This is a genomic window from Microbacterium sp. T2.11-28, assembly GCF_950097975.1.
Classification (GTDB): Bacteria; Actinomycetota; Actinomycetes; order Actinomycetales; family Microbacteriaceae; genus Microbacterium.
Map to the genome: position 1 here is coordinate 203,757 of NZ_CATNHF010000001.1, position 16,795 is coordinate 220,551.

A 16,795-nucleotide genomic window follows, 5' to 3' on the forward strand; every position below is an offset into this window, starting at 1 on the left:
GCTCAGGACAACTCGGAGAGTTCGCGTCGGCGGACATCCAGTTCGCGCAGTGACACCCGGACCGCGCGCCCCTCTGCCGAGTCGGGCGCCACGCGCTGGATCGCGCCGAGCAGCTCGCGCTTCTGGGCATCGATCGCGCGCACGCGCAGACGTCGGCACAGCGCGAGCGCCGATGCGGACGCCTCGGCCTCGGTGAGCGCCGGGAAGGCGGCGGTCAGCAGCTCGACCGCGAGCGAGCGGAAGGGCTCGCGCACCGCCTCGGCCGCGGTCGACGCCCACCCGACCCGGGTGCGATCGGGTTGCGCGGCGATCGTCTGTCGCACTGCGTCGAGCGCCGGATGGTGCATCGGCAGCGCGAGGGCGGCGTCGACCTCGGCGGCGTCGAGGACGTGTCCGTACTGGAGGATCCCCATCAGTGCGTCGCGTTCGATCGCGGTGTCGGCGGTGCGCGGCAGCGAGGCGATGGTGACGCGGGCGACGGGAGCGGCTTCGGGGGCGGGATCGGCGGCCGCCTGAGGCGTCGTGGCAGCCGCATCGCGTTCGCGCTCACGCGCCGCCGCGCGCTGCACCGCCCGGTGCACCTCCCCCAGCTCCTCGCCGAGGCGCTTCGAGAGAAGGTGCTCGTACCGGCTGCGGATGCCCGCGTCGCGGATGTCCGCGACGATCGGCGCGGCCGATCGCAACGCGGCGACGCGTCCCTCGACGGAGCCGAGGTCATGATCGGCGATGCGGCGATCGATGACGAACTCGAACAGCGGCGACTTCAGCTCGACCATGGAGCGGACGGCCCCGTCGCCGCGCTGCAGGCGCAGGTCGCACGGGTCCAGGCCCTCCGGTCCGACGGCCACGTAGCTGCGGAGAGCCGATCCGCGTGCCTCGGCGAACGCGCGGACCGCGGCCTTCTGCCCCGCTGCGTCGGGGTCGAAGGTGAAGATGATCTCGCCCGCGGAATCGTTCCCGACGACGCGTCCCACCACGCCCATGTGATCGGAGCCGAACGCCGTGCCGCAGGTGGCGATCGCGCTCGTGACGCCGGCGAGGTGGCACGCCATCACATCGGTGTAGCCCTCGACCACGACCACCCGGTGGTCGCGCGCGATCGACTTCTTCGCGAGATCCATCCCGTAGAGGACCTGCGCCTTCTTGTAGATCAGGGTCTCGGGGGTGTTCAGGTACTTCGGCCCCTGGTCGTCGTCGTACAGGCGGCGGGCGCCGAAGCCGATCGTCTGTCCCGTGATGTCGCGGATCGGCCAGACCACCCGGCCGCGGAACCGGTCGTACACGCCGCGCTGGCCCTGCGAGACCAGTCCCGCCGCCGAGAGCTCCTCGTCGGAGAAGCCCTGCGACCGCAGCGCGTCGCGCAGCGAATTCCAGCCCTTCGGGGCGTAGCCGATGCCGAAGTGGGCGGCGGCGCCCGCGTCGAAACCGCGCTCCCCGAGGAAGCGGCGCCCGGCGTCGGCTTCGGGGCTCGCAAGCTGTCCGCGGAACCACTCGGCAGCCGCCGTGTTGGCCGCGTAGAGCCGCGTACGTCCGCTCGTTTCGGGAGCCGCGCCGCCGTCTTCGTAGTGGAGCGAGAAGCCGATGCGAGCCGCGAGCTTCTCGACCGCCTCCGTGAACGTCAGGTGGTCCATCGCGCGCAGGAACGAGTACACGTCGCCGGACTCCCCGCAGCCGAAGCAGTGGTAGTAGCCGACCTGCGGGCGGACGTTGAAGCTCGGGCTCTTCTCGTCGTGGAACGGGCACAGCCCCTTCAGCGACCCCACGCCGGCCGACTTCAGCGCCACCCGCTCGCCGATGATGTCGGCGATGTTCGTGCGTGCCTTGACCTCGTCGACGTCGGCCTGCCGGATGCGCGCCATCAGAGACCCTCGATCGGCTCGGGCAGGGCGAAGCCGTGCGCCGCGGTGGCGCGGCCGTCCGAAGACCACAGGCCGAGCTCCCGCAGATCGACGGGCCCGATCAGCCGCGAATGCCACTCGATCGCGAAGCGGTCGGTGAGCGTGGCCACCTGGTCGACGACGACGCGACGTCGCTCATCGTCCGACGGCGCATGAGCGAACTCCTCGGCGTGCAGGCGGTCGAGATGCTCGGGCCGCTCCCACAGCGCCGTGGCGAGGCGCTTGAGGACGCGGCGCTGCTCCTTGTAGAGGCCCTTGCGCCCATCGATCGAGACGACGAAGGCGCCGAGGACGCCCTTGAGCACGGCCATCTCGACCTCGATCACCCGAGGGACGATGACCCGCCCCCGGTAGCGGGTGAGGACGGGCGCTTCGAAGTGCTCGCGCGTGGCGGCGGTGGCCGCGCGCGCGAAGCGGCCGATGAGGTCGGAGGTGAGGTTCTTCAGTCCGGCGAGGGCGGCGCGCGACCCGTCGTACTCGGTGAGCCATTCGGGGAGCTGGGTCAGGCGGTAGAGGCCGTCGGCGAGCTCGTCGCGCGTGAACCCGTAGCCCACCCAGGACTGGATGGAGGTGAGCAGCGCTTCGCGCTCGCGGCTGTCCGCCAGCCTGCGCGGATCGAGGTAGCCGTTGAGGATCGCGTCCTCGAGGTCGTGCACCGAGTACGCGATGTCGTCGGAGAGGTCCATGACCTCGGCTTCGATGCAGCGGGCACGGCCGGGGGCCTCCTCGCGCATCCAGTGGAAGACGGCCTCGTCCTCGGGATAGACGCCGAACTTCTGACGCCCGCCCGGGTCGGGAACCGCGTGCGCCGCCGTCCACGGGTACTTGCAGGCCGCGTCGAGGCTCGCGCGCGTGAGGTTCAGCCCGAAGCTCGTGCCGTCGTCGCCGAGCACCTTGGGCTCCAGCCGGCTGAGGATGCGCAGCGTCTGCGCGTTCCCCTCGAACCCTCCGATATCGGCGGCCCACTCGTTCAGCGCCCGCTCGCCGTTGTGCCCGAACGGGGGGTGACCGATGTCGTGGCTCAGGCAGGCGGTGTCGACGACGTCGGGCGACAGCTCGAGGGCGATCGCGAGCTCCCGGCCCACCTGGGCGACCTCGAGCGAGTGCGTGAGGCGGTTCCGGGCGAAATCGGCGGGACTCGCAGGGCTCAGCACCTGCGTCTTGGACGCCAGGCGCCGCAGCGCTGCGGAGTGGAGCACGCGCGCGCGGTCCCGTGCGAAGCTGTCGCGCCGCGAGCGATGCGTCTCGGGATGGAAGCGCTCGGCGTCGTGATCGGTGTAGCCGGACGGGCGACCGGGCGCGACGCCGACGCTGGTCCCGAGGCCGGCACCGGCGTCAGCCGCCACTGTGGTCGAGCTCCGCATCGGCGATGGCAGTCGTCTCGGCGGCGTCGAGGTCGCGCGACTCGAGCCACCGGTCCGGCAGGGCCGGACGCTTGGGCGTGCCGGCGCGGCCGCGCTGGCCCTCCGCGGCCTGACCGGGGTAAGGCGCACTCGGGTCGAGGGTGGCCAGGATCTCGTCGATCTCCGCAAGGCTGGACGCGGTCGCTAGCATCGCCCGCGTCTCACCGCCCACCGGATAGCCCTTGAAGTACCAGGCGACGTGCTTGCGGATGTCGCGGCATCCGCGCCCCTCGTCGTCGAAGAATTCGACGAGCAGCTCGGCATGGCGCCGGAAGGCGCGGGCGACGAAGCCGAGCGTCGCGTCGACGGGGTCTCCCGCGGCGGCCGACGGGCCGCCCAGGGCACGAGCGAGGTCGCCGAACAGCCACGGCCGGCCGAGGCAGCCGCGCCCGACGACGACGCCGTCGCAGCCGGTCTCGGCCATCATCCGCACGGCGTCGTCGGCGGACCAGATGTCGCCGTTGCCGAGCACGGGCACGGAGGTGACCGCCTGCTTGAGGCGCGCGATCGCCTCCCAGTCCGCGGTGCCCGAGTAGAACTCGGCGGCGGTGCGCGCATGCAGCGCGACGGCGGCCACGCCCGCGTCCTCCGCGATGCGGCCGGCGTCGAGGTAGGTGAGGTGGTCGCCGTCGATGCCCTTGCGCATCTTCACCGTGAGGGGCACGTCGCCGGCGGCACGCGCCGCACGGGTCACGATGTCGCGGAACAGGCCGAGCTTCCACGGCAGAGCCGCTCCCCCGCCCTTGCGGGTGACCTTCGGCACGGGGCAGCCGAAGTTGAGATCGATGTGGTCGGCGCGGTCCTCCTCCACGAGCAGGCGGACAGCGGCCTCGGTGGTGGCCGGATCGACGCCGTAGAGCTGGATCGACCGCGGCTTCTCGGACTCGTGGTGCGTGATGAGGCGCATCGTGGTGGCGTTCCGCTCGACCAGTGCGCGCGTCGTGATCATCTCGCTCACGTAGAGGCCGGCTCCGTACTCGCGGCAGAGGCGGCGGAACGCGGTGTTCGTGATGCCCGCCATGGGTGCGAGCACGACCGGCGCGTCGAGCGCGATCGGGCCGATGCGCAGAGCCGGGGCGGGAGCGAGAGTGGAAGACATCCTGTCCATTCTCCCAGACACGTGCGACCCTTCGGCGGCAGGCGCGGGCTTATCGTGGAGAGCATGACCGAGACGTCGACTGTGGACATCCGCACGATCGCCTTCCGCGCCGCCGACGGGTCCGAGAAGACCCTGGCCGAGTACGGTGACGGACCGGTGCTGATCGTGAACGTCGCCTCGAAGTGCGGCCTCACACCGCAGTACGAGCAGCTCGAGGAGCTCCAGCGGACCTACGGCGACCGGGGCCTCCAGGTCGTGGGCTTCCCGTGCAACCAGTTCATGGGGCAGGAGCCGGGCTCGATGGACGAGATCCTCGACTACTGCGCGGTCACGTGGGGCGTGAGCTTCCCGATCATGGACAAGATCCGCGTGAACGGCTCTCATGCCGCGCCGCTGTACAAGGCGCTCAAGAAGGCGCGCAACGCCGAGGGCGCGAAGGGTCCCGTGATGTGGAACTTCGAGAAGTTCCTGGTCACGCCGGAGGGTGAGGTTCACCGCTTCCGCCCGCAGACCAAGCCCGACGCTCCAGAGATCGTCTCGACGATCGAGGCGAATCTCCCCCGCTGACGCCGATCGTCAGGCTGCGGGAGCGCGCTCGGACCAGACCTGCCGGAGGATCTGCGAGAACGCCTCGGCCGGCTGGGCGCCGGAGACGCCGTACTTGCCGTCGATGACGAAGAACGGCACCCCCTGGATGCCGTACGCGACGGCCTGTGCCTGGTCGGCACGGACGTCGTCGAGGAACTCCGCCGACTCCAGCGCCGCGCGCGCCGCGTCGCCGTCGAGCCCTGCCTCGACCGCGATCGTCACGAGGTCGTCGATCCGGCCGACGTGGCGACCCTCGGTGAAGTAGGCGGACATCAGCCGCTCCGCCACGTCGTGCTGGCGGCCGTGCGCCTTCGCGAAGTGGAGCAGCTCGTGCGCCTTGACGGTGTTGGTGTGCTGCAGCAGGTCGAAACGGTACTCGAGGCCGGCGTCGGCAGCGATGCCGGTGACGTGCTCGTGCATCTGCGACGCCTGCTCGCGGGAGATCCCCTTGTGCTGCGCGAGGAAGTCGGCGATGTCGCCCTCGAAGTCCACCGGGGTGTCGGGCGACAGCTCGAAGGAGTGGTAGACGACCTCCACGCGGGGGGCGTCTGCGTCGGAGCTCGTCGCGGCGAGACCCGACTCCAGGTTGCGCTTGCCGATGTAGCACCACGGGCAGGCGATGTCGCTCCACACGTCGATCTTGATGGTTTCCGTCACACCAGACGCAACACCGGAACGATCCGGGTCTATTCCCCTTCGGGGATATCTCGCCCTGCGCTCGGAGCGTCGACCGCGCCGCCGAAGCGGCGATCGCGCGACAGGTAGAGAGCGATGGCGTCCCACAGGTCCGTGCGCGAGAAGTCGGGCCACAGGCGATCGAGGAAGACCATCTCGGCGTACGCGGATTCCCACAGCAGGAAGTTCGACGTGCGCTGCTCCCCCGAGGAGCGGATGAACAGGTCGACGTCGGGCATGTCGGGCACGTACAGGTGGCGCCGGATCGTCTTCTCGGTGATCGCGCCCGGACGCAGCCGCCCGGCGGCGATGTCGTCGCCGATCGCGCGCATGGCGTCGACGAGCTCGACCCGGCCCCCGTAGTTGATGCACATCGTGAGGGTGAGCACGTCGTTGGAAGCGGTCAGCTGCTCCGCGAACTGCAGCTCCTTGATGACCGAGCCCCACAGCCGCGGCTTGCGACCGGCCCACCGGACGCGGACGCCCCACTCGTTAAGCTGGTCGCGACGGCGATGGAGGACGTCGCGGTTGTACCCCATGAGGAAGCGCACCTCTTCGGGAGAGCGGCTCCAGTTCTCGGTGGAGAACGCGTAGACGCTCAGGTGCTTCACGCCTGCCTGGACGGCGCCGGCCACGACGTCGAGCAGCACCTCCTCACCCGCACGGTGGCCCTCGATGCGGGTCAGTCCCCGGCGGTTGGCCCAGCGGCCGTTGCCGTCCATGACGATCGCGACGTGCTGCGGGACGCCGCCCTTCGGGAACGACGGGGGCGTCAGGCCGGTCCAGTCCAGGGGACGGTAGGGGACGGCATCGCGATGCGTGTAGGGCTTGGGGGTCATCGGGGCGCCTCCAGATGCGAGAGCGAGCGGATCCCCCGCTCGAGGTGCCACTGCGCATAGGCGGCGACCAGTCCCGAGGCCGCCGCGGTGGCACCGTCGGTCGCCCCGTCGACGACATCCCACTCGCCCGACATCAGTGCGCGCAGCAGCTGCCCGGTCTCGGGGTGGAGCCGCGCCGAGCCGGCCGGGGCGCAGTCGCCGCACACCGTGCCGCCCAGCTGCGCCACGAACCATTCCTGCGGACCCACGGTGCCGCAGCGGGCGCACTCTCCCAGCGAGGGGGCCCACCCCGACAGCGCCATCGCGCGCAGGAGGTAGGAGTCCAGGACCGAGCGCGGAGCGTGCGCGCCCTGAGCCAGCGCCCGCAGGCCGCCGACCAGCAGCAGGTACTGCTGCGCGGTCGCCTCGGCCTCGTTGAGCCGATCCGCCGTCTCGACCATCGCGTGGGCCGCCGTGTAGCGGTCGTAATGCGCGGCGATCTCCGCGCCGTAGGCGCCGATGGACGATGCCTGCTGGACGATGTCGAGCGTGCGGCCCTGGTAGAGCTGGACGTCGGCCACCATGAAGGGTTCGAGCCGCGCACCGAAGCGCGAGGATGTGCGCCGCACGCCCTTGGCGACGGCCCGCACCTTCCCGTGCCGGCGGCTGAGGAGGGTCAGGATCCGGTCCGCCTCGCCCAGCTTGTGGGTGCGCAGGACGACGACCTCATCGCGGTAGGTGGGCATGCCCGTCCCCCCGTCGCCGTCGTGCATCCGTCACTTCTCGATTATCCCCGCCACCGGGGACAATGGACGTGTGACAGAGCCGCTGTTCGTGATCCCCCTGTGGGCAGACCTCGTCGCCGTCGGTCTGGGCGGCGTGCAGGGCGCCCTCTTCGCCTCCGGGTTCCTGGGCCAGCGGCGGCTCGACCTCCTGGGCGTGACCATCATCGGCATCGTGATGGGCATGGGCGGCGGTCTCATCCGCGACCTGCTCCTGAACGTCGAGCTCGCGACGATGCAGAGCAACTGGTATCTGATCACCGCGACGGCGGCGTCGCTCATGGGCATGCTCCTGGCCAACGTGTTCCAGCGGCTCAACGCCGTGATCGTCGCGCTCGACGCTCTCGTGATCGGGCTGTTCGGCGCGTTCGGCACGGCCAAGGCGCTGGCCATCGGGCTTCCGCCGGTGCCGGCGGTCTTCGTCGGCGTGTGCGCGGCGGTCGGCGGCGGCATCCTCCGCGACGTCTTCATGGGGCTGCCCGTCGCGATCATGCACGTCGGGTCGCTGTACGCGGTCGCCGCCGGCGCCGGCTGCGTCGTCCTGGCGGTGGTGCACGCTCTGGGCGCACCGCTCGTGGTGGCGGCCGTGGCCTGCGTGACCGTGACCACGGTGATCCGGCTGCTCGCGGTCATCTTCGACATCTCGCTGCCCGAGCAGCGGGCGCTGCACCGCCGCAAGGTCGCCCTCGAGACGAGCGCCATCCCGATCATCAAGCCCTGACACGTCGGCGCCGCGCCCGCGCTGACGTGCTCGCGAGGCGCGACGGCGGCACGGAGTCCGAGTCGTTGACACTCGTGGTCGCGTCGGCGCCCGCGAGGCGACGACTACTGCCCGCCGTTCGGGGCCGCGACGCGATCGTTGACAGTTCTCGTCGCCTCGGCGAGCCGGAAGCGACGACTACTGTCCAGGATCCGGCGGGGTGCCGCGAGGACCTCGTCGGGACCGCGCCCGCGCGGCTGACGCGCTCTCGCACGCCGTCCGCGCGGGGCGGCCTCAGGCCGAGACGCCGGCCAGCGCGCCGGAGCGCTCCCGGGTGCGGATGGCACGGTTGACGCCCGACACGATGGCCTTGAGGCTCGCGGTGGAGATGTCGCCGTCGATGCCGACGCCCCACAGCCGCTCACCGTCGACCTGCAGCTCCACGTACGACGCGGCCTGCGCGTCGCCGCCGGCGCTGAGGGTGTGCTCCACATAGTCGTAGAGCGTGATGTCGAAGCCCTGGGCGCGGACGACCTCGAGGAAGGCCGAGACCGGCCCGTTGCCGACGCCCGTGGTAGCGATGTGCTCGTCGCCGTCGCGCAGCGTGACGTCGAGGCTGACCTCGCCGGACATGTCGCTCTGGGTGCGGGTGGAGAGCAGCTCGAAGCGGCCCCACTTGTCGTCGGTGACGACGGCCGGCAGGTACTCGTCGGTGAAGATCGCCCAGATCTGGTCGCTGGAGACCTCGCCGCCCTCGGCGTCGGTCTTCGCCTGGACGACCCCGGAGAACTCGATCTGGAGCTTGCGGGGCAGATCGAGCGCGTGGTCGGTCTTCAGCAGATAGGCGACGCCTCCCTTGCCCGACTGCGAGTTGACACGGATGACGGCCTCGTACGACCGACCCAGGTCCTTCGGGTCGATCGGCAGGTAGGGCACCGCCCACTCGATCTCGTCGACCGAGACGCCCGACGCCGCCGCACGAGCGGCCATGGCCTCGAAGCCCTTCTTGATCGCGTCCTGGTGCGACCCGCTGAACGCGGTGAAGACGAGGTCGCCCGCCCAGGGGCTCCGCTCGTGCACCGGCAGCTGGTTGCAGTACTCCGCGGTGCGCTTGACGTGGTCGATGTCGCTGAAGTCGATCTCGGGGTCGATCCCCTGGGTCAGCATGTTGATGCCGAGGGCCACGAGGTCGACGTTGCCGGTGCGCTCTCCGTTGCCGAACAGACACCCCTCGATGCGGTCCGCACCGGCGAGGTAGCCGAGCTCGGCGGCGGCGATGGCCGTGCCGCGGTCGTTGTGGGGGTGCAGCGAGAGGATCACGTTCTCGCGGTGGTTGAGGTGACGGCTCATCCACTCGATCGAGTCGGCGTAGACGTTGGGCGTGGCCATCTCGACGGTCGCCGGGAGGTTGATGATGACCTTGCGCTCCGGCGTCGGCTCGAACACGTCGAGCACCTGGTTGCAGACGTCGACGGCGAACTCCAGTTCGGTCCCCGTGTACGACTCGGGCGAGTACTCGTAGTAGACGGCGGTCCCGGGCACGCGCTTCTCGTACTCGCGGCACAGCCGCGCACCCTCCAGCGCGATGTCGATGATGCCCTGGCGGTCGGTGCGGAAGACGACCTCGCGCTGGAGCACGCTCGTGGAGTTGTAGAGGTGCACGATCGCCTGCTTGGCGCCTGCGATCGCCTCGTACGTGCGCTCGATGAGGTGCGCGCGCGCCTGCGTGAGCACCTGGATCGTCACGTCATCGGGGATGACGTCCTCCTCGATGAGGTGACGGACGAAGTCGAAGTCCGTCTGGCTCGCGCTCGGGAAGCCGACCTCGATCTCCTTGTAGCCCATCTGCACGAGCAGGTCGAACATGATCCGCTTGCGTTCGGGGCTCATCGGATCGATGAGGGCCTGGTTCCCGTCGCGCAGGTCGACGGCGCACCAGCGCGGCGCCTTCTCGATGCGGCGCGACGGCCAGGTACGGTCGGGCAGCTCGACACGGATCTGCTCGTGGAACGGGCGGTACTTCGCGGTCGGCATGCCGGAGGGCTTCTGATGGTTCTGCATGATGCTTCTTCTCTTCGCGGTGGGAAAACGGGCCGACGACGATCTCCGCGACGAGTGAGGCCCTGCTACGAGGTCTCGTCGCGGCGGCTAAGAAGAAGGAGCCCACCGAAGCGCATGCTGCCACGATACACCCGTCTTTCGGAGGAGGGAGAACTTCGAGACGGTCGGGAGCGGCGCGACACTATCGGGGTATGAACCGTCGCCGCCTCGCCGCCACCGCCGTCGCCGCCTTCGCGGTGACCTGTCTCGCCCTGTCCGGCTGTGCCTCCGCCGCGCCGCCGGCGTCGTCCGCCGACGCCGCTCCGCGCCTGGGCGAGGTCTCCCCCGGCCTCCCCGACGGCGAGGTCGTCGGGCAGGGCATGGTCCTCGGAGACGGTGAGGACGGCGCGCAGCTGTGCCTCGGGCCCGTCGCGGAGTCCGCCCCGCCGCAGTGCGCGGGGATCCCCCTCGTGGGCTGGAGCTGGGAAGGGCTCGACGGCTTCGAGACCACCGGCGGCGTGAAGTGGGGCAGCTACGCCGTGCAGGGCACCTACGACGGCACGTCCTTCACGGTCACCCAGCCTCCGATCATGCTCGCGCTCTACGACCCGATGGCTCCCGCCGACCCCACGGGCGGCGAGCCCGGAGCGGGTGCGGAGGACGAGCTGCTCGCCATCCAGGAGGAGCTCCCGGACCGCCTGCGCGACGCCTACTTCGCGTCGTATCCGCAGGACGGCTGGCTGTTCGTCGACGTGCTGTGGGATGACGGCACCTGGCAGGACGCCGCCGACGGCGAGTTCGGTGCGGACACCGTCATCATCCGCTCCGCGCTGCGGGAGATCGGCTAGGGCACCCCTGGGACGCCCCTAGGGCATCGCGGGAACATCCCTGGCGCACCGCGGGAACATCCCTAGGGCACCGCGGGAGCATCGCTAGGGCACCAGGGCGAGCTTGCCGCCGGGATGACCGGCGGCGAGCACGCGCAGCGCCTCGCGCATGTCTCGGAGCGGATACGTCGCCGCGACGGGCACGATCAGGGCTCCCTCGCCGGCCAGGGCGATGAGCTCGGCGCGGACGGCGTCACGGTACGCCGCGCTGGCGGGCAGGGAGCCGGCGATCCAGCGGATACCGCGCTCGTCCGCGCGATCCGCGGCGGCGATCGTGACGATCCGGTCGCGGTCTCCGACGAGCTCCTGCGACACCTCGAGCGCCTCGTCGGTGCCGACCGCGTCGAGCGCGGCGTCGACGGGGGCACCGCCGGCTGCGTCCTCGACGCGTGCGCGGAGTCCGGGGCCGTACGCGACGGGCACGCCGCCGTAGGCGCGCACCCGGTCGAACGACGCCGGAGACGCGGTCGCGATGACGCGTGCTCCCCGCCGTGCGGCCAGCTGCAGCACCGCCACCCCGACCGCACCGGATCCGCCGTGCAGCAGGACGGTCTCGCCCCGCCCGACGCCGGTGACCTCGAGCATCTCCGCGGCGGTCGTGCCGGCCAGGAGCAGGTTCGCAGCCTCGGGATGGCTCAGGTCGGCCGGCTTCGCGAACACCTTCTCGGCGGGCACGGTCAGCTCCGTGGCGTAGCCGCCCTGGACGCGGAACGCCAGCACCTCATCGCCGACCGACGCCGGGCCCGAGCCGATGACGGTGTCCGGCCCGATCGCGGTCAGCTCCCCCGACACCTCGTACCCGATCGCGACCGGCAGGACCACGCCGGGACGCTCGGACGCGACGTGCTTGTAGTCCGCAGGGTTCATCCCGGCGGCGCGCACGCGGATGGTGACCTCGCCGGAGGCGGGCGGCGGGACCTCGACCTCGGCGAGCTCCCAGGACTCGGGTCCGCCCCAGGTCGTCGCACGCCACTGCAGCGCCATCAGAACCCCAGCCGACCGAGCTGCTTCGGGTCGCGCTGCCACTCCTTGGCGACGCGCACGTGCAGCTTCAGGAACACCCTCGTGCCGACCAGCGGCTCGATCTGGGCACGCGCCCGGGCGCCCACGTCGCGCAGGCGCGACCCCTTGTGGCCGATGATGATGGCCTTCTGGCTGTCGCGCTCCACGACCACGTTCGCGTAGACGTCGGTGATGTCGGAGTCCTCGCGCGGCGAGATCTCCTCGATGGTGACGGCGATCGAGTGCGGGAGCTCGTCGCGCACGCCCTCCAGCGCCGCCTCGCGGATGATCTCCGCGATGCGGTCCTCGACGGACTCGTCGGTGACGACGTCGTCGGGGTACAGGGGCGGGCCGGCGGGCAGCAGGGCGAGGACCTCGTCGGCCAGCACGTCGAGCTGGTCGGCGGTCACCGACGACAGCGGGATCACGGCGGACCAGTCCTCGCGCAGCCCGTCGACCTCCAGGAGCCGCTCGGTGATCTGGTCGCGGCCGGCGATGTCGGTCTTCGTCACGATCGCGATCTTCTTGGCACGCGGATAGCCGTCAAGCGAGGCGGCGATGCGGCGGTCGCCGGGCCCGACCTTCTCGGTCGCGGGGACCAGGAACCCGATCACGTCGACGTCGCCGAGCACCTGCTCGACGAGGTCGTTGAGGCGCTGGCCGAGCAGGGTGCGCGGCTTGTGGATGCCCGGGGTGTCGACGATGACGATCTGCCCGCCCGGGCGGTTGAGGATGCCGCGGATCGCGCGACGGGTGGTCTGCGGCTTGTCCGAGGTGATCGCCACCTTCTCGCCCACGAGCGCGTTGGTCAGCGTCGACTTGCCGACGTTCGGGCGGCCGACGAAGGTGACGAAGCCCGAGCGGAGGCCCGCGTCGGGGCCCGACCCATCCGGGGCGGAGGGCGTGGGCTGGTTCATGAATCCCCCTTGATGACGTCGATCGCACCGGTGCGGAGCGTTCCGAGCGAGACGTCGGGCGTCTCGATGCGCTCGACGAAGACCGTCGCCAGTCCGCGACCGCGGCCGCGGGAGGTTCCCCCGGTGATCAGGAGTCCGCCGTGCTGGGCGGTGGCGCCGGGCAGCGGGACGCGGCCGAGCAGCTTGCCCAGCAGGCCGCCGATCGAATCGACGTCCTCGTCCTCGAGCTCGACCCCGAACAGCTCCCCCACCTCGTCGAGGCCGAGCCGCGCGCTGACCCGGTAGCGACCGTCGCCGAGGTCGACGACCTCGCTCGAGCGCGGGTCGTACTCATCGGCGATCTCGCCGACGAGCTCCTCGATGAGGTCCTCGAGCGTGACCAGGCCCGCCACTCCGCCGTACTCGTCGACGACGAGGCAGACGTGGACCGCGTCCTTCTTCATCTGCTGCAGGAGGGTCTCGGCCTTCATCGACTCCGGCACGAAGACCGCGGGACGCGCGATGCGGCTCACGGGCGCGTCGCGCCAGGCGCGCTCGTCGCGGTAGGCGAACTGCACGAGGTCCTTCAGGTAGACCACGCCGGTGATGTCGTCGGCGTCGTCGTCGGCGATGGGGATGCGGGAGACGCCCTTGTCCAGGAAGAGGCGCATCGCCTCGTCGGTGGTCACCGTGCCGCTCATGGTCACCATGTCGGTGCGCGGCACCATGACGGCGCGGACGAACGTGTCCGTGAAGTCGAAGACCGAGTGGATGAGCTCGCGGTCGTCCTCTTCGATGAGATCCTGCGAGGCGGCCTCGTCGACCATGCTCAGCAGCTGCTCCTCGGACGCGAACGACGTGCCGCGGGAGACGCCGGGGGTCACGCGGTTGCCGAGGATCACCAGCAGATGGGCCAGCGGGCCGAGCAGGATGCGGGCGCCGCGGATGATCGGCGCGCCGCCCCGGAGGAGACCCTTCGCGTGCTGACGGCCATAGCTGCGCGGGCTCGCGCCGACGAGGACGAACGACACGGCGGTCATCAGCAGCGCCGCGGCGAGCATCGCCCACCAGATGCTGTCGAAGAGGAGGGTGAAGGCCCCCATGACGAGGACGGCGGCGGTCGTTTCGGCGAGGATCCGGATGAACACGACCGCGTTGCCGTGGGCCTCCGGGTCGGCGGCGATCCTGCTCAGCGAGGTGCGGTTGCGCCCCGACAGCGACAGCTCGGCGACATCCGCGCGCGACGTGACGCCCAGCGCGGCGTCGAGGGCCGCCATGAGGCCGCCCAGCGCCACCAGCAGCACGGCGGCGATCAGCAGCAGCGCCTCGGTCATGCGCGTCGTCGGCGCTCGGTCGCCTGGAAGGCGGCGATGAGCTCGCGCTGCAGCCCGAACATCTCGCGCTCCTCCTCGGGCTCCGCGTGGTCGAAGCCGAGCAGGTGCAGCAGGCCGTGGGTGGTCAGCAGGATGAGCTCGTCCACGGTCGAGTGGCCGGCCGCCTGCGCCTGCGTCTCGGCCACCTGCGGGCAAAGGACGATGTCGCCGAGAAGGCCGGCGGGCGTGGGCTGCTCCTCGGTGCCGGGGCGCAGCTCGTCCATCGGGAAGCTGAGCACGTCGGTGGGCCCGGGCTCGTCCATCCACTGCACGTGGAGCGACTCCATGGCGCCCTCGTCGACGAGCAGGATCGCCACGTCCGCATCGGGGCTCACGCGGAGCTCGGCGAGATTCTGCTCGGTGAGCCGCAGGAGCACCGTCTCGTCGACGTCGACGCCCGACTCGTTGGTGATCTCGATGGTCATGATCGTCCTCGCTTGGGGAGATGGTCGTGCGGCCCCTTGGCGCGGGCGCTGCGGGGATCCTGGGCGCGTCGCCGTTCGGCGCGGTTGGCGAACTCGCTCGCCTCGTCGCGCTCGCGACGCGCCGACAGCCGCTGCTCGTCGTACTCGGTGTAGGCGTCGACGATGCGGCCGACGAGCGTGTGGCGCACGACGTCGTCACTGGTCAGGTACGAGAAGTGGATGTCGTCGATGTCCTTCAGCACGCGGGTCACCAGCCGCAGGCCGGACGCGCCCTGCGGGAGGTCGATCTGCGTGATGTCGCCGGTGACCACCATCCGGGTGCCGAACCCGAGGCGGGTGAGGAACATCTTCATCTGCTCCGGCGTCGTGTTCTGCGCCTCGTCGAGCACCACGAACGAGTCGTTGAGGGTGCGTCCGCGCATGTACGCGAGGGGCGCCACCTCGATGGTCCCCGACGCCATCAGCTTCGGGACGAGCTCGGGATCGAGCATCTCGTTCAGCGCGTCGTACAGCGGTCGCAGGTAGGGGTCGATCTTGTCGGTGAGGCTGCCCGGGAGGAAGCCCAGCCGCTCGCCCGCCTCGATCGCCGGACGGCTGAGGATGATGCGGCTGACCTCCTTGCGCTGGAGCGCCTGCACGGCCTTGGCCATGGCGAGGTAGGTCTTGCCGGTGCCGGCGGGACCGATGCCGAAGACGATCGTGTTCTCCTCGATCGCGTCGACGTAGGCCTTCTGACCGAGGGTCTTCGGGCGGATCACCCGCCCGCGCGAGGTCAGGATCGCCTCGCCGAGCACCTCCGAGGGCCGCATGCCGGGGTCGGCCCGGATGATGCGGCTCGAGGCCGTGACGTCGGCGGGATCGAGTCCCTGCCCGGCCCGTGCCATCTCGATCAGCTCGTCCACGAGCGTCCGCGCCCCCGAGACCGAGGAGGCGTCGCCGCTGAGGGTGATCTCGTTGCCGCGGACGTGGACTTCGACGTCCGGGTGCTCGCGTTCCACGACACGGAGCAGGCGATCCTGCGGTCCCAGGAGCTGCACCATGGCGATGCCGTCGGCATGGATGTGCGCGACGGTGGGTTCGGGGGCGTCAGCCACCGAGCCTCCCTTCCTCGAGACCGCCGGCCAGCACGTGCGCGTGCACGTGGAAGACGGTCTGACCGGCGGCGGGGCCGGTGTTGAAGATCAGACGGAAGTCGCCGTCGGCGTGCTCGGCGGCCAGCGTGTTCGCCAGACCGATCAGCTCCGACAGCAGATCCGGGTCGCCGGCGGCCAGCTCGACGACGTTCCGGTAGTCCTGCGACTTGGGGATCACGAGCAGGTGCACCGGCGCCTGCGGTGCGATGTCGCGGATCGCGAAGGCGTTCTCGGTCTCCGCGATGATCTCGGAAGGGATCTCGCCCTGCAGGATGCGCGTGAAGATCGAGGGTTCGCTCATGTCCCCGAGTCTATCCGCGGGGGCATGCGGTGAGGGGGCGCGTCACCAGCGGCCGACGCGGGCGCTGAGGACGGCGAGGGCGGCAGGCCCGGCCGTCGAGGTCCGCAGCACGGTCTCGCCCAGCCGCACCGGCACGGCGCCGGCCGCGCCCAGAGCAGCGAGCTCCTCGGGCGCGATGCCGCCCTCCGGGCCCACCACGAGCAGGATGCGCCGGGCATCGCCGACATCGACCCGCGACAGGGGCTCGGCCGCGGCGGGATCGAGCACCAGCACCAGTCCGCGCTCCCCCGCCACCTCCGCGGTCGAGACGGGCGTGCCGACCTCGGGCACCCACGCGCGGTGCGCCTGCTTCGATGCCTCGCGCACGATGGACTGCCACCGGGCGACGCCCTTGGCCGACTTGGCCGCGTCCCAGCGGGACACGCTCCGCGAGGCCTGCCACGGCAGGATCGCGTCGACCCCGAGCTCGGTCGCCGCCTGGACGGCGAGCTCGTCGCGATCGCCCTTCGCCAGTGCCTGGACCAGCACGAGCTCCCGCTCCGGCGCCGGGACGTCGCGGCGCTCGTCGACGCGGACAGCGACGAGCTTGGGCGCCACCGATTCCACGGTGCCGCGCAGCCATGTTCCCTTGCCGTCGCCGAGGGTGACCGCCTCGCCCGCGCGCACCCGCCGCACCGCCGCGGCGTGATGCGCCTCCGCCCCGCCGAGCTCGACGAGGTCGCCCGCCTCGGCCGCGAGCGGCCCGTCGTCGAGCAGGAAGTGGAGCGCCACCGGA

The 16,795-nt window shown here is 71.1% G+C and carries 17 protein-coding genes; 3 read left to right on the plus strand and 14 right to left on the minus strand.

All coding sequences use genetic code 11. The annotated features are described in order from the left end of the window. Window positions 1–2 precede the first annotated feature (2 nt). Genes dnaG through dusB form a run of 3 tightly spaced genes read right to left on the minus strand, consistent with a single transcriptional unit; the run spans window position 3 to window position 4,400 of the window. Window positions 3–1,859 carry a DNA primase gene (gene dnaG / locus QQZ13_RS01015; RefSeq protein WP_284527267.1) on the minus strand — a complete coding sequence of 619 codons (1,857 nt, stop codon included), beginning with the start codon at window positions 1,857–1,859 and terminating at the stop codon, window positions 3–5. Next, entirely contained in the window at window positions 1,859–3,244 is a 1,386-nt protein-coding gene (locus QQZ13_RS01020; RefSeq protein WP_284527268.1) for a deoxyguanosinetriphosphate triphosphohydrolase, read from the minus strand. The genes dnaG and QQZ13_RS01020 overlap by 1 nt, the downstream gene beginning before the upstream one ends. Beyond that, a complete protein-coding gene (gene dusB / locus QQZ13_RS01025; RefSeq protein ID WP_284527269.1) occupies window positions 3,234–4,400 on the minus strand; it encodes a tRNA dihydrouridine synthase DusB in 1,167 nt (388 codons plus the stop codon). The genes QQZ13_RS01020 and dusB overlap by 11 nt, the downstream gene beginning before the upstream one ends. Window positions 4,401–4,463: 63 nt before the next feature. Between dusB and QQZ13_RS01030 the strand changes: the two genes are divergently transcribed. After that, entirely contained in the window at window positions 4,464–4,967 is a 504-nt protein-coding gene (locus QQZ13_RS01030) for a glutathione peroxidase (RefSeq protein ID WP_284527270.1), read from the plus strand. A 9-nt stretch (window positions 4,968–4,976) separates the two neighbouring features. Here the strand turns inward: QQZ13_RS01030 and QQZ13_RS01035 are convergent, their stop codons facing one another. From QQZ13_RS01035 to recO, 3 genes are read right to left on the minus strand one after another with little or no spacing between them, the layout of a single operon-like run. Continuing rightward, window positions 4,977–5,645: a DsbA family protein gene (locus QQZ13_RS01035; protein WP_284527271.1), complete on the minus strand. Its 669-nt coding sequence runs from the start codon at window positions 5,643–5,645 to the stop codon at window positions 4,977–4,979. 29 nt (window positions 5,646–5,674) lie between these two features. Beyond that, the gene (locus QQZ13_RS01040; RefSeq protein WP_284527272.1) at window positions 5,675–6,502 is read right to left on the minus strand and encodes an isoprenyl transferase; all 828 of its coding nucleotides are present in this window, start codon (window positions 6,500–6,502) and stop codon (window positions 5,675–5,677) included. Beyond that, window positions 6,499–7,227, minus strand: a complete 729-nt coding sequence (recO, locus tag QQZ13_RS01045; protein ID WP_284528004.1) for a DNA repair protein RecO — start codon at window positions 7,225–7,227, stop codon at window positions 6,499–6,501. The genes QQZ13_RS01040 and recO overlap by 4 nt, the downstream gene beginning before the upstream one ends. 70 nt (window positions 7,228–7,297) lie before the next feature. On the opposite strand from recO, the gene QQZ13_RS01050 reads away from it, so the two are divergent. Next, a complete protein-coding gene (locus QQZ13_RS01050; RefSeq protein WP_284527273.1) occupies window positions 7,298–7,984 on the plus strand; it encodes a trimeric intracellular cation channel family protein in 687 nt (228 codons plus the stop codon). Window positions 7,985–8,257: 273 nt separating this feature from the next. Here QQZ13_RS01050 and leuA read toward each other — a convergent pair whose 3' ends face one another. Continuing rightward, a complete protein-coding gene (gene leuA, locus QQZ13_RS01055; RefSeq protein WP_284527274.1) occupies window positions 8,258–10,024 on the minus strand; it encodes a 2-isopropylmalate synthase in 1,767 nt (588 codons plus the stop codon). A 191-nt stretch (window positions 10,025–10,215) separates the two neighbouring features. Between leuA and QQZ13_RS01060 the strand changes: the two genes are divergently transcribed. Continuing rightward, the gene (locus tag QQZ13_RS01060; RefSeq protein WP_284527275.1) at window positions 10,216–10,851 is read left to right on the plus strand and encodes a hypothetical protein; all 636 of its coding nucleotides are present in this window, start codon (window positions 10,216–10,218) and stop codon (window positions 10,849–10,851) included. 84 nt (window positions 10,852–10,935) lie between these two features. Here the strand turns inward: QQZ13_RS01060 and QQZ13_RS01065 are convergent, their stop codons facing one another. Genes QQZ13_RS01065 through QQZ13_RS01095 form a run of 7 tightly spaced genes read right to left on the minus strand, consistent with a single transcriptional unit; the run spans window position 10,936 to window position 16,791 of the window. Then, on the minus strand, window positions 10,936–11,874 hold the full coding sequence (locus tag QQZ13_RS01065) for an NADP-dependent oxidoreductase (RefSeq protein WP_284527276.1): 939 nt from the start codon (window positions 11,872–11,874) through the stop codon (window positions 10,936–10,938). After that, window positions 11,874–12,809, minus strand: coding sequence for a GTPase Era (era, locus tag QQZ13_RS01070; protein ID WP_284527277.1), 936 nt, complete (start codon window positions 12,807–12,809; stop codon window positions 11,874–11,876). The genes QQZ13_RS01065 and era overlap by 1 nt, the downstream gene beginning before the upstream one ends. Next, on the minus strand, window positions 12,806–14,122 hold the full coding sequence (locus QQZ13_RS01075) for a hemolysin family protein (RefSeq protein WP_284527278.1): 1,317 nt from the start codon (window positions 14,120–14,122) through the stop codon (window positions 12,806–12,808). Before QQZ13_RS01075 ends, era begins: the two co-directional genes overlap by 4 nt. Further along, the gene (gene ybeY, locus QQZ13_RS01080; protein ID WP_284527279.1) at window positions 14,119–14,586 is read right to left on the minus strand and encodes an rRNA maturation RNase YbeY; all 468 of its coding nucleotides are present in this window, start codon (window positions 14,584–14,586) and stop codon (window positions 14,119–14,121) included. Before ybeY ends, QQZ13_RS01075 begins: the two co-directional genes overlap by 4 nt. Next, window positions 14,583–15,626 carry a PhoH family protein gene (locus tag QQZ13_RS01085; RefSeq protein ID WP_284528005.1) on the minus strand — a complete coding sequence of 348 codons (1,044 nt, stop codon included), beginning with the start codon at window positions 15,624–15,626 and terminating at the stop codon, window positions 14,583–14,585. Before QQZ13_RS01085 ends, ybeY begins: the two co-directional genes overlap by 4 nt. A gap of 46 nt (window positions 15,627–15,672) precedes the next feature. Then, on the minus strand, window positions 15,673–16,020 hold the full coding sequence (locus tag QQZ13_RS01090) for an HIT domain-containing protein (protein WP_284527280.1): 348 nt from the start codon (window positions 16,018–16,020) through the stop codon (window positions 15,673–15,675). A 42-nt stretch (window positions 16,021–16,062) separates the two neighbouring features. Further along, entirely contained in the window at window positions 16,063–16,791 is a 729-nt protein-coding gene (locus QQZ13_RS01095) for a 16S rRNA (uracil(1498)-N(3))-methyltransferase (protein WP_284527281.1), read from the minus strand. Window positions 16,792–16,795: the final 4 nt, after the last annotated feature.

Excerpts from the sequence above, each read along its gene's own strand:
- dnaG (WP_284527267.1), bottom strand. The coding sequence starts at position 1,859 with ATGGCGCGCATCCGGCAGGCCGACGTCGACGAGGTCAAGGCACGCACG.
- dusB (WP_284527269.1), bottom strand. The coding sequence starts at position 4,400 with ATGTCTTCCACTCTCGCTCCCGCCCCGGCTCTGCGCATCGGCCCGATC.
- QQZ13_RS01030 (WP_284527270.1), top strand. The coding sequence starts at position 4,464 with ATGACCGAGACGTCGACTGTGGACATCCGCACGATCGCCTTCCGCGCC.
- QQZ13_RS01040 (WP_284527272.1), bottom strand. The coding sequence starts at position 6,502 with ATGACCCCCAAGCCCTACACGCATCGCGATGCCGTCCCCTACCGTCCC.
- recO (WP_284528004.1), bottom strand. The coding sequence starts at position 7,227 with ATGCCCACCTACCGCGATGAGGTCGTCGTCCTGCGCACCCACAAGCTG.
- leuA (WP_284527274.1), bottom strand. The coding sequence starts at position 10,024 with ATGCAGAACCATCAGAAGCCCTCCGGCATGCCGACCGCGAAGTACCGC.
- QQZ13_RS01060 (WP_284527275.1), top strand. The coding sequence starts at position 10,216 with ATGAACCGTCGCCGCCTCGCCGCCACCGCCGTCGCCGCCTTCGCGGTG.
- QQZ13_RS01065 (WP_284527276.1), bottom strand. The coding sequence starts at position 11,874 with ATGGCGCTGCAGTGGCGTGCGACGACCTGGGGCGGACCCGAGTCCTGG.
- era (WP_284527277.1), bottom strand. The coding sequence starts at position 12,809 with ATGAACCAGCCCACGCCCTCCGCCCCGGATGGGTCGGGCCCCGACGCG.
- QQZ13_RS01075 (WP_284527278.1), bottom strand. The coding sequence starts at position 14,122 with ATGACCGAGGCGCTGCTGCTGATCGCCGCCGTGCTGCTGGTGGCGCTG.
- ybeY (WP_284527279.1), bottom strand. The coding sequence starts at position 14,586 with ATGACCATCGAGATCACCAACGAGTCGGGCGTCGACGTCGACGAGACG.
- QQZ13_RS01085 (WP_284528005.1), bottom strand. The coding sequence starts at position 15,626 with ATGGTGCAGCTCCTGGGACCGCAGGATCGCCTGCTCCGTGTCGTGGAA.
- QQZ13_RS01090 (WP_284527280.1), bottom strand. The coding sequence starts at position 16,020 with ATGAGCGAACCCTCGATCTTCACGCGCATCCTGCAGGGCGAGATCCCT.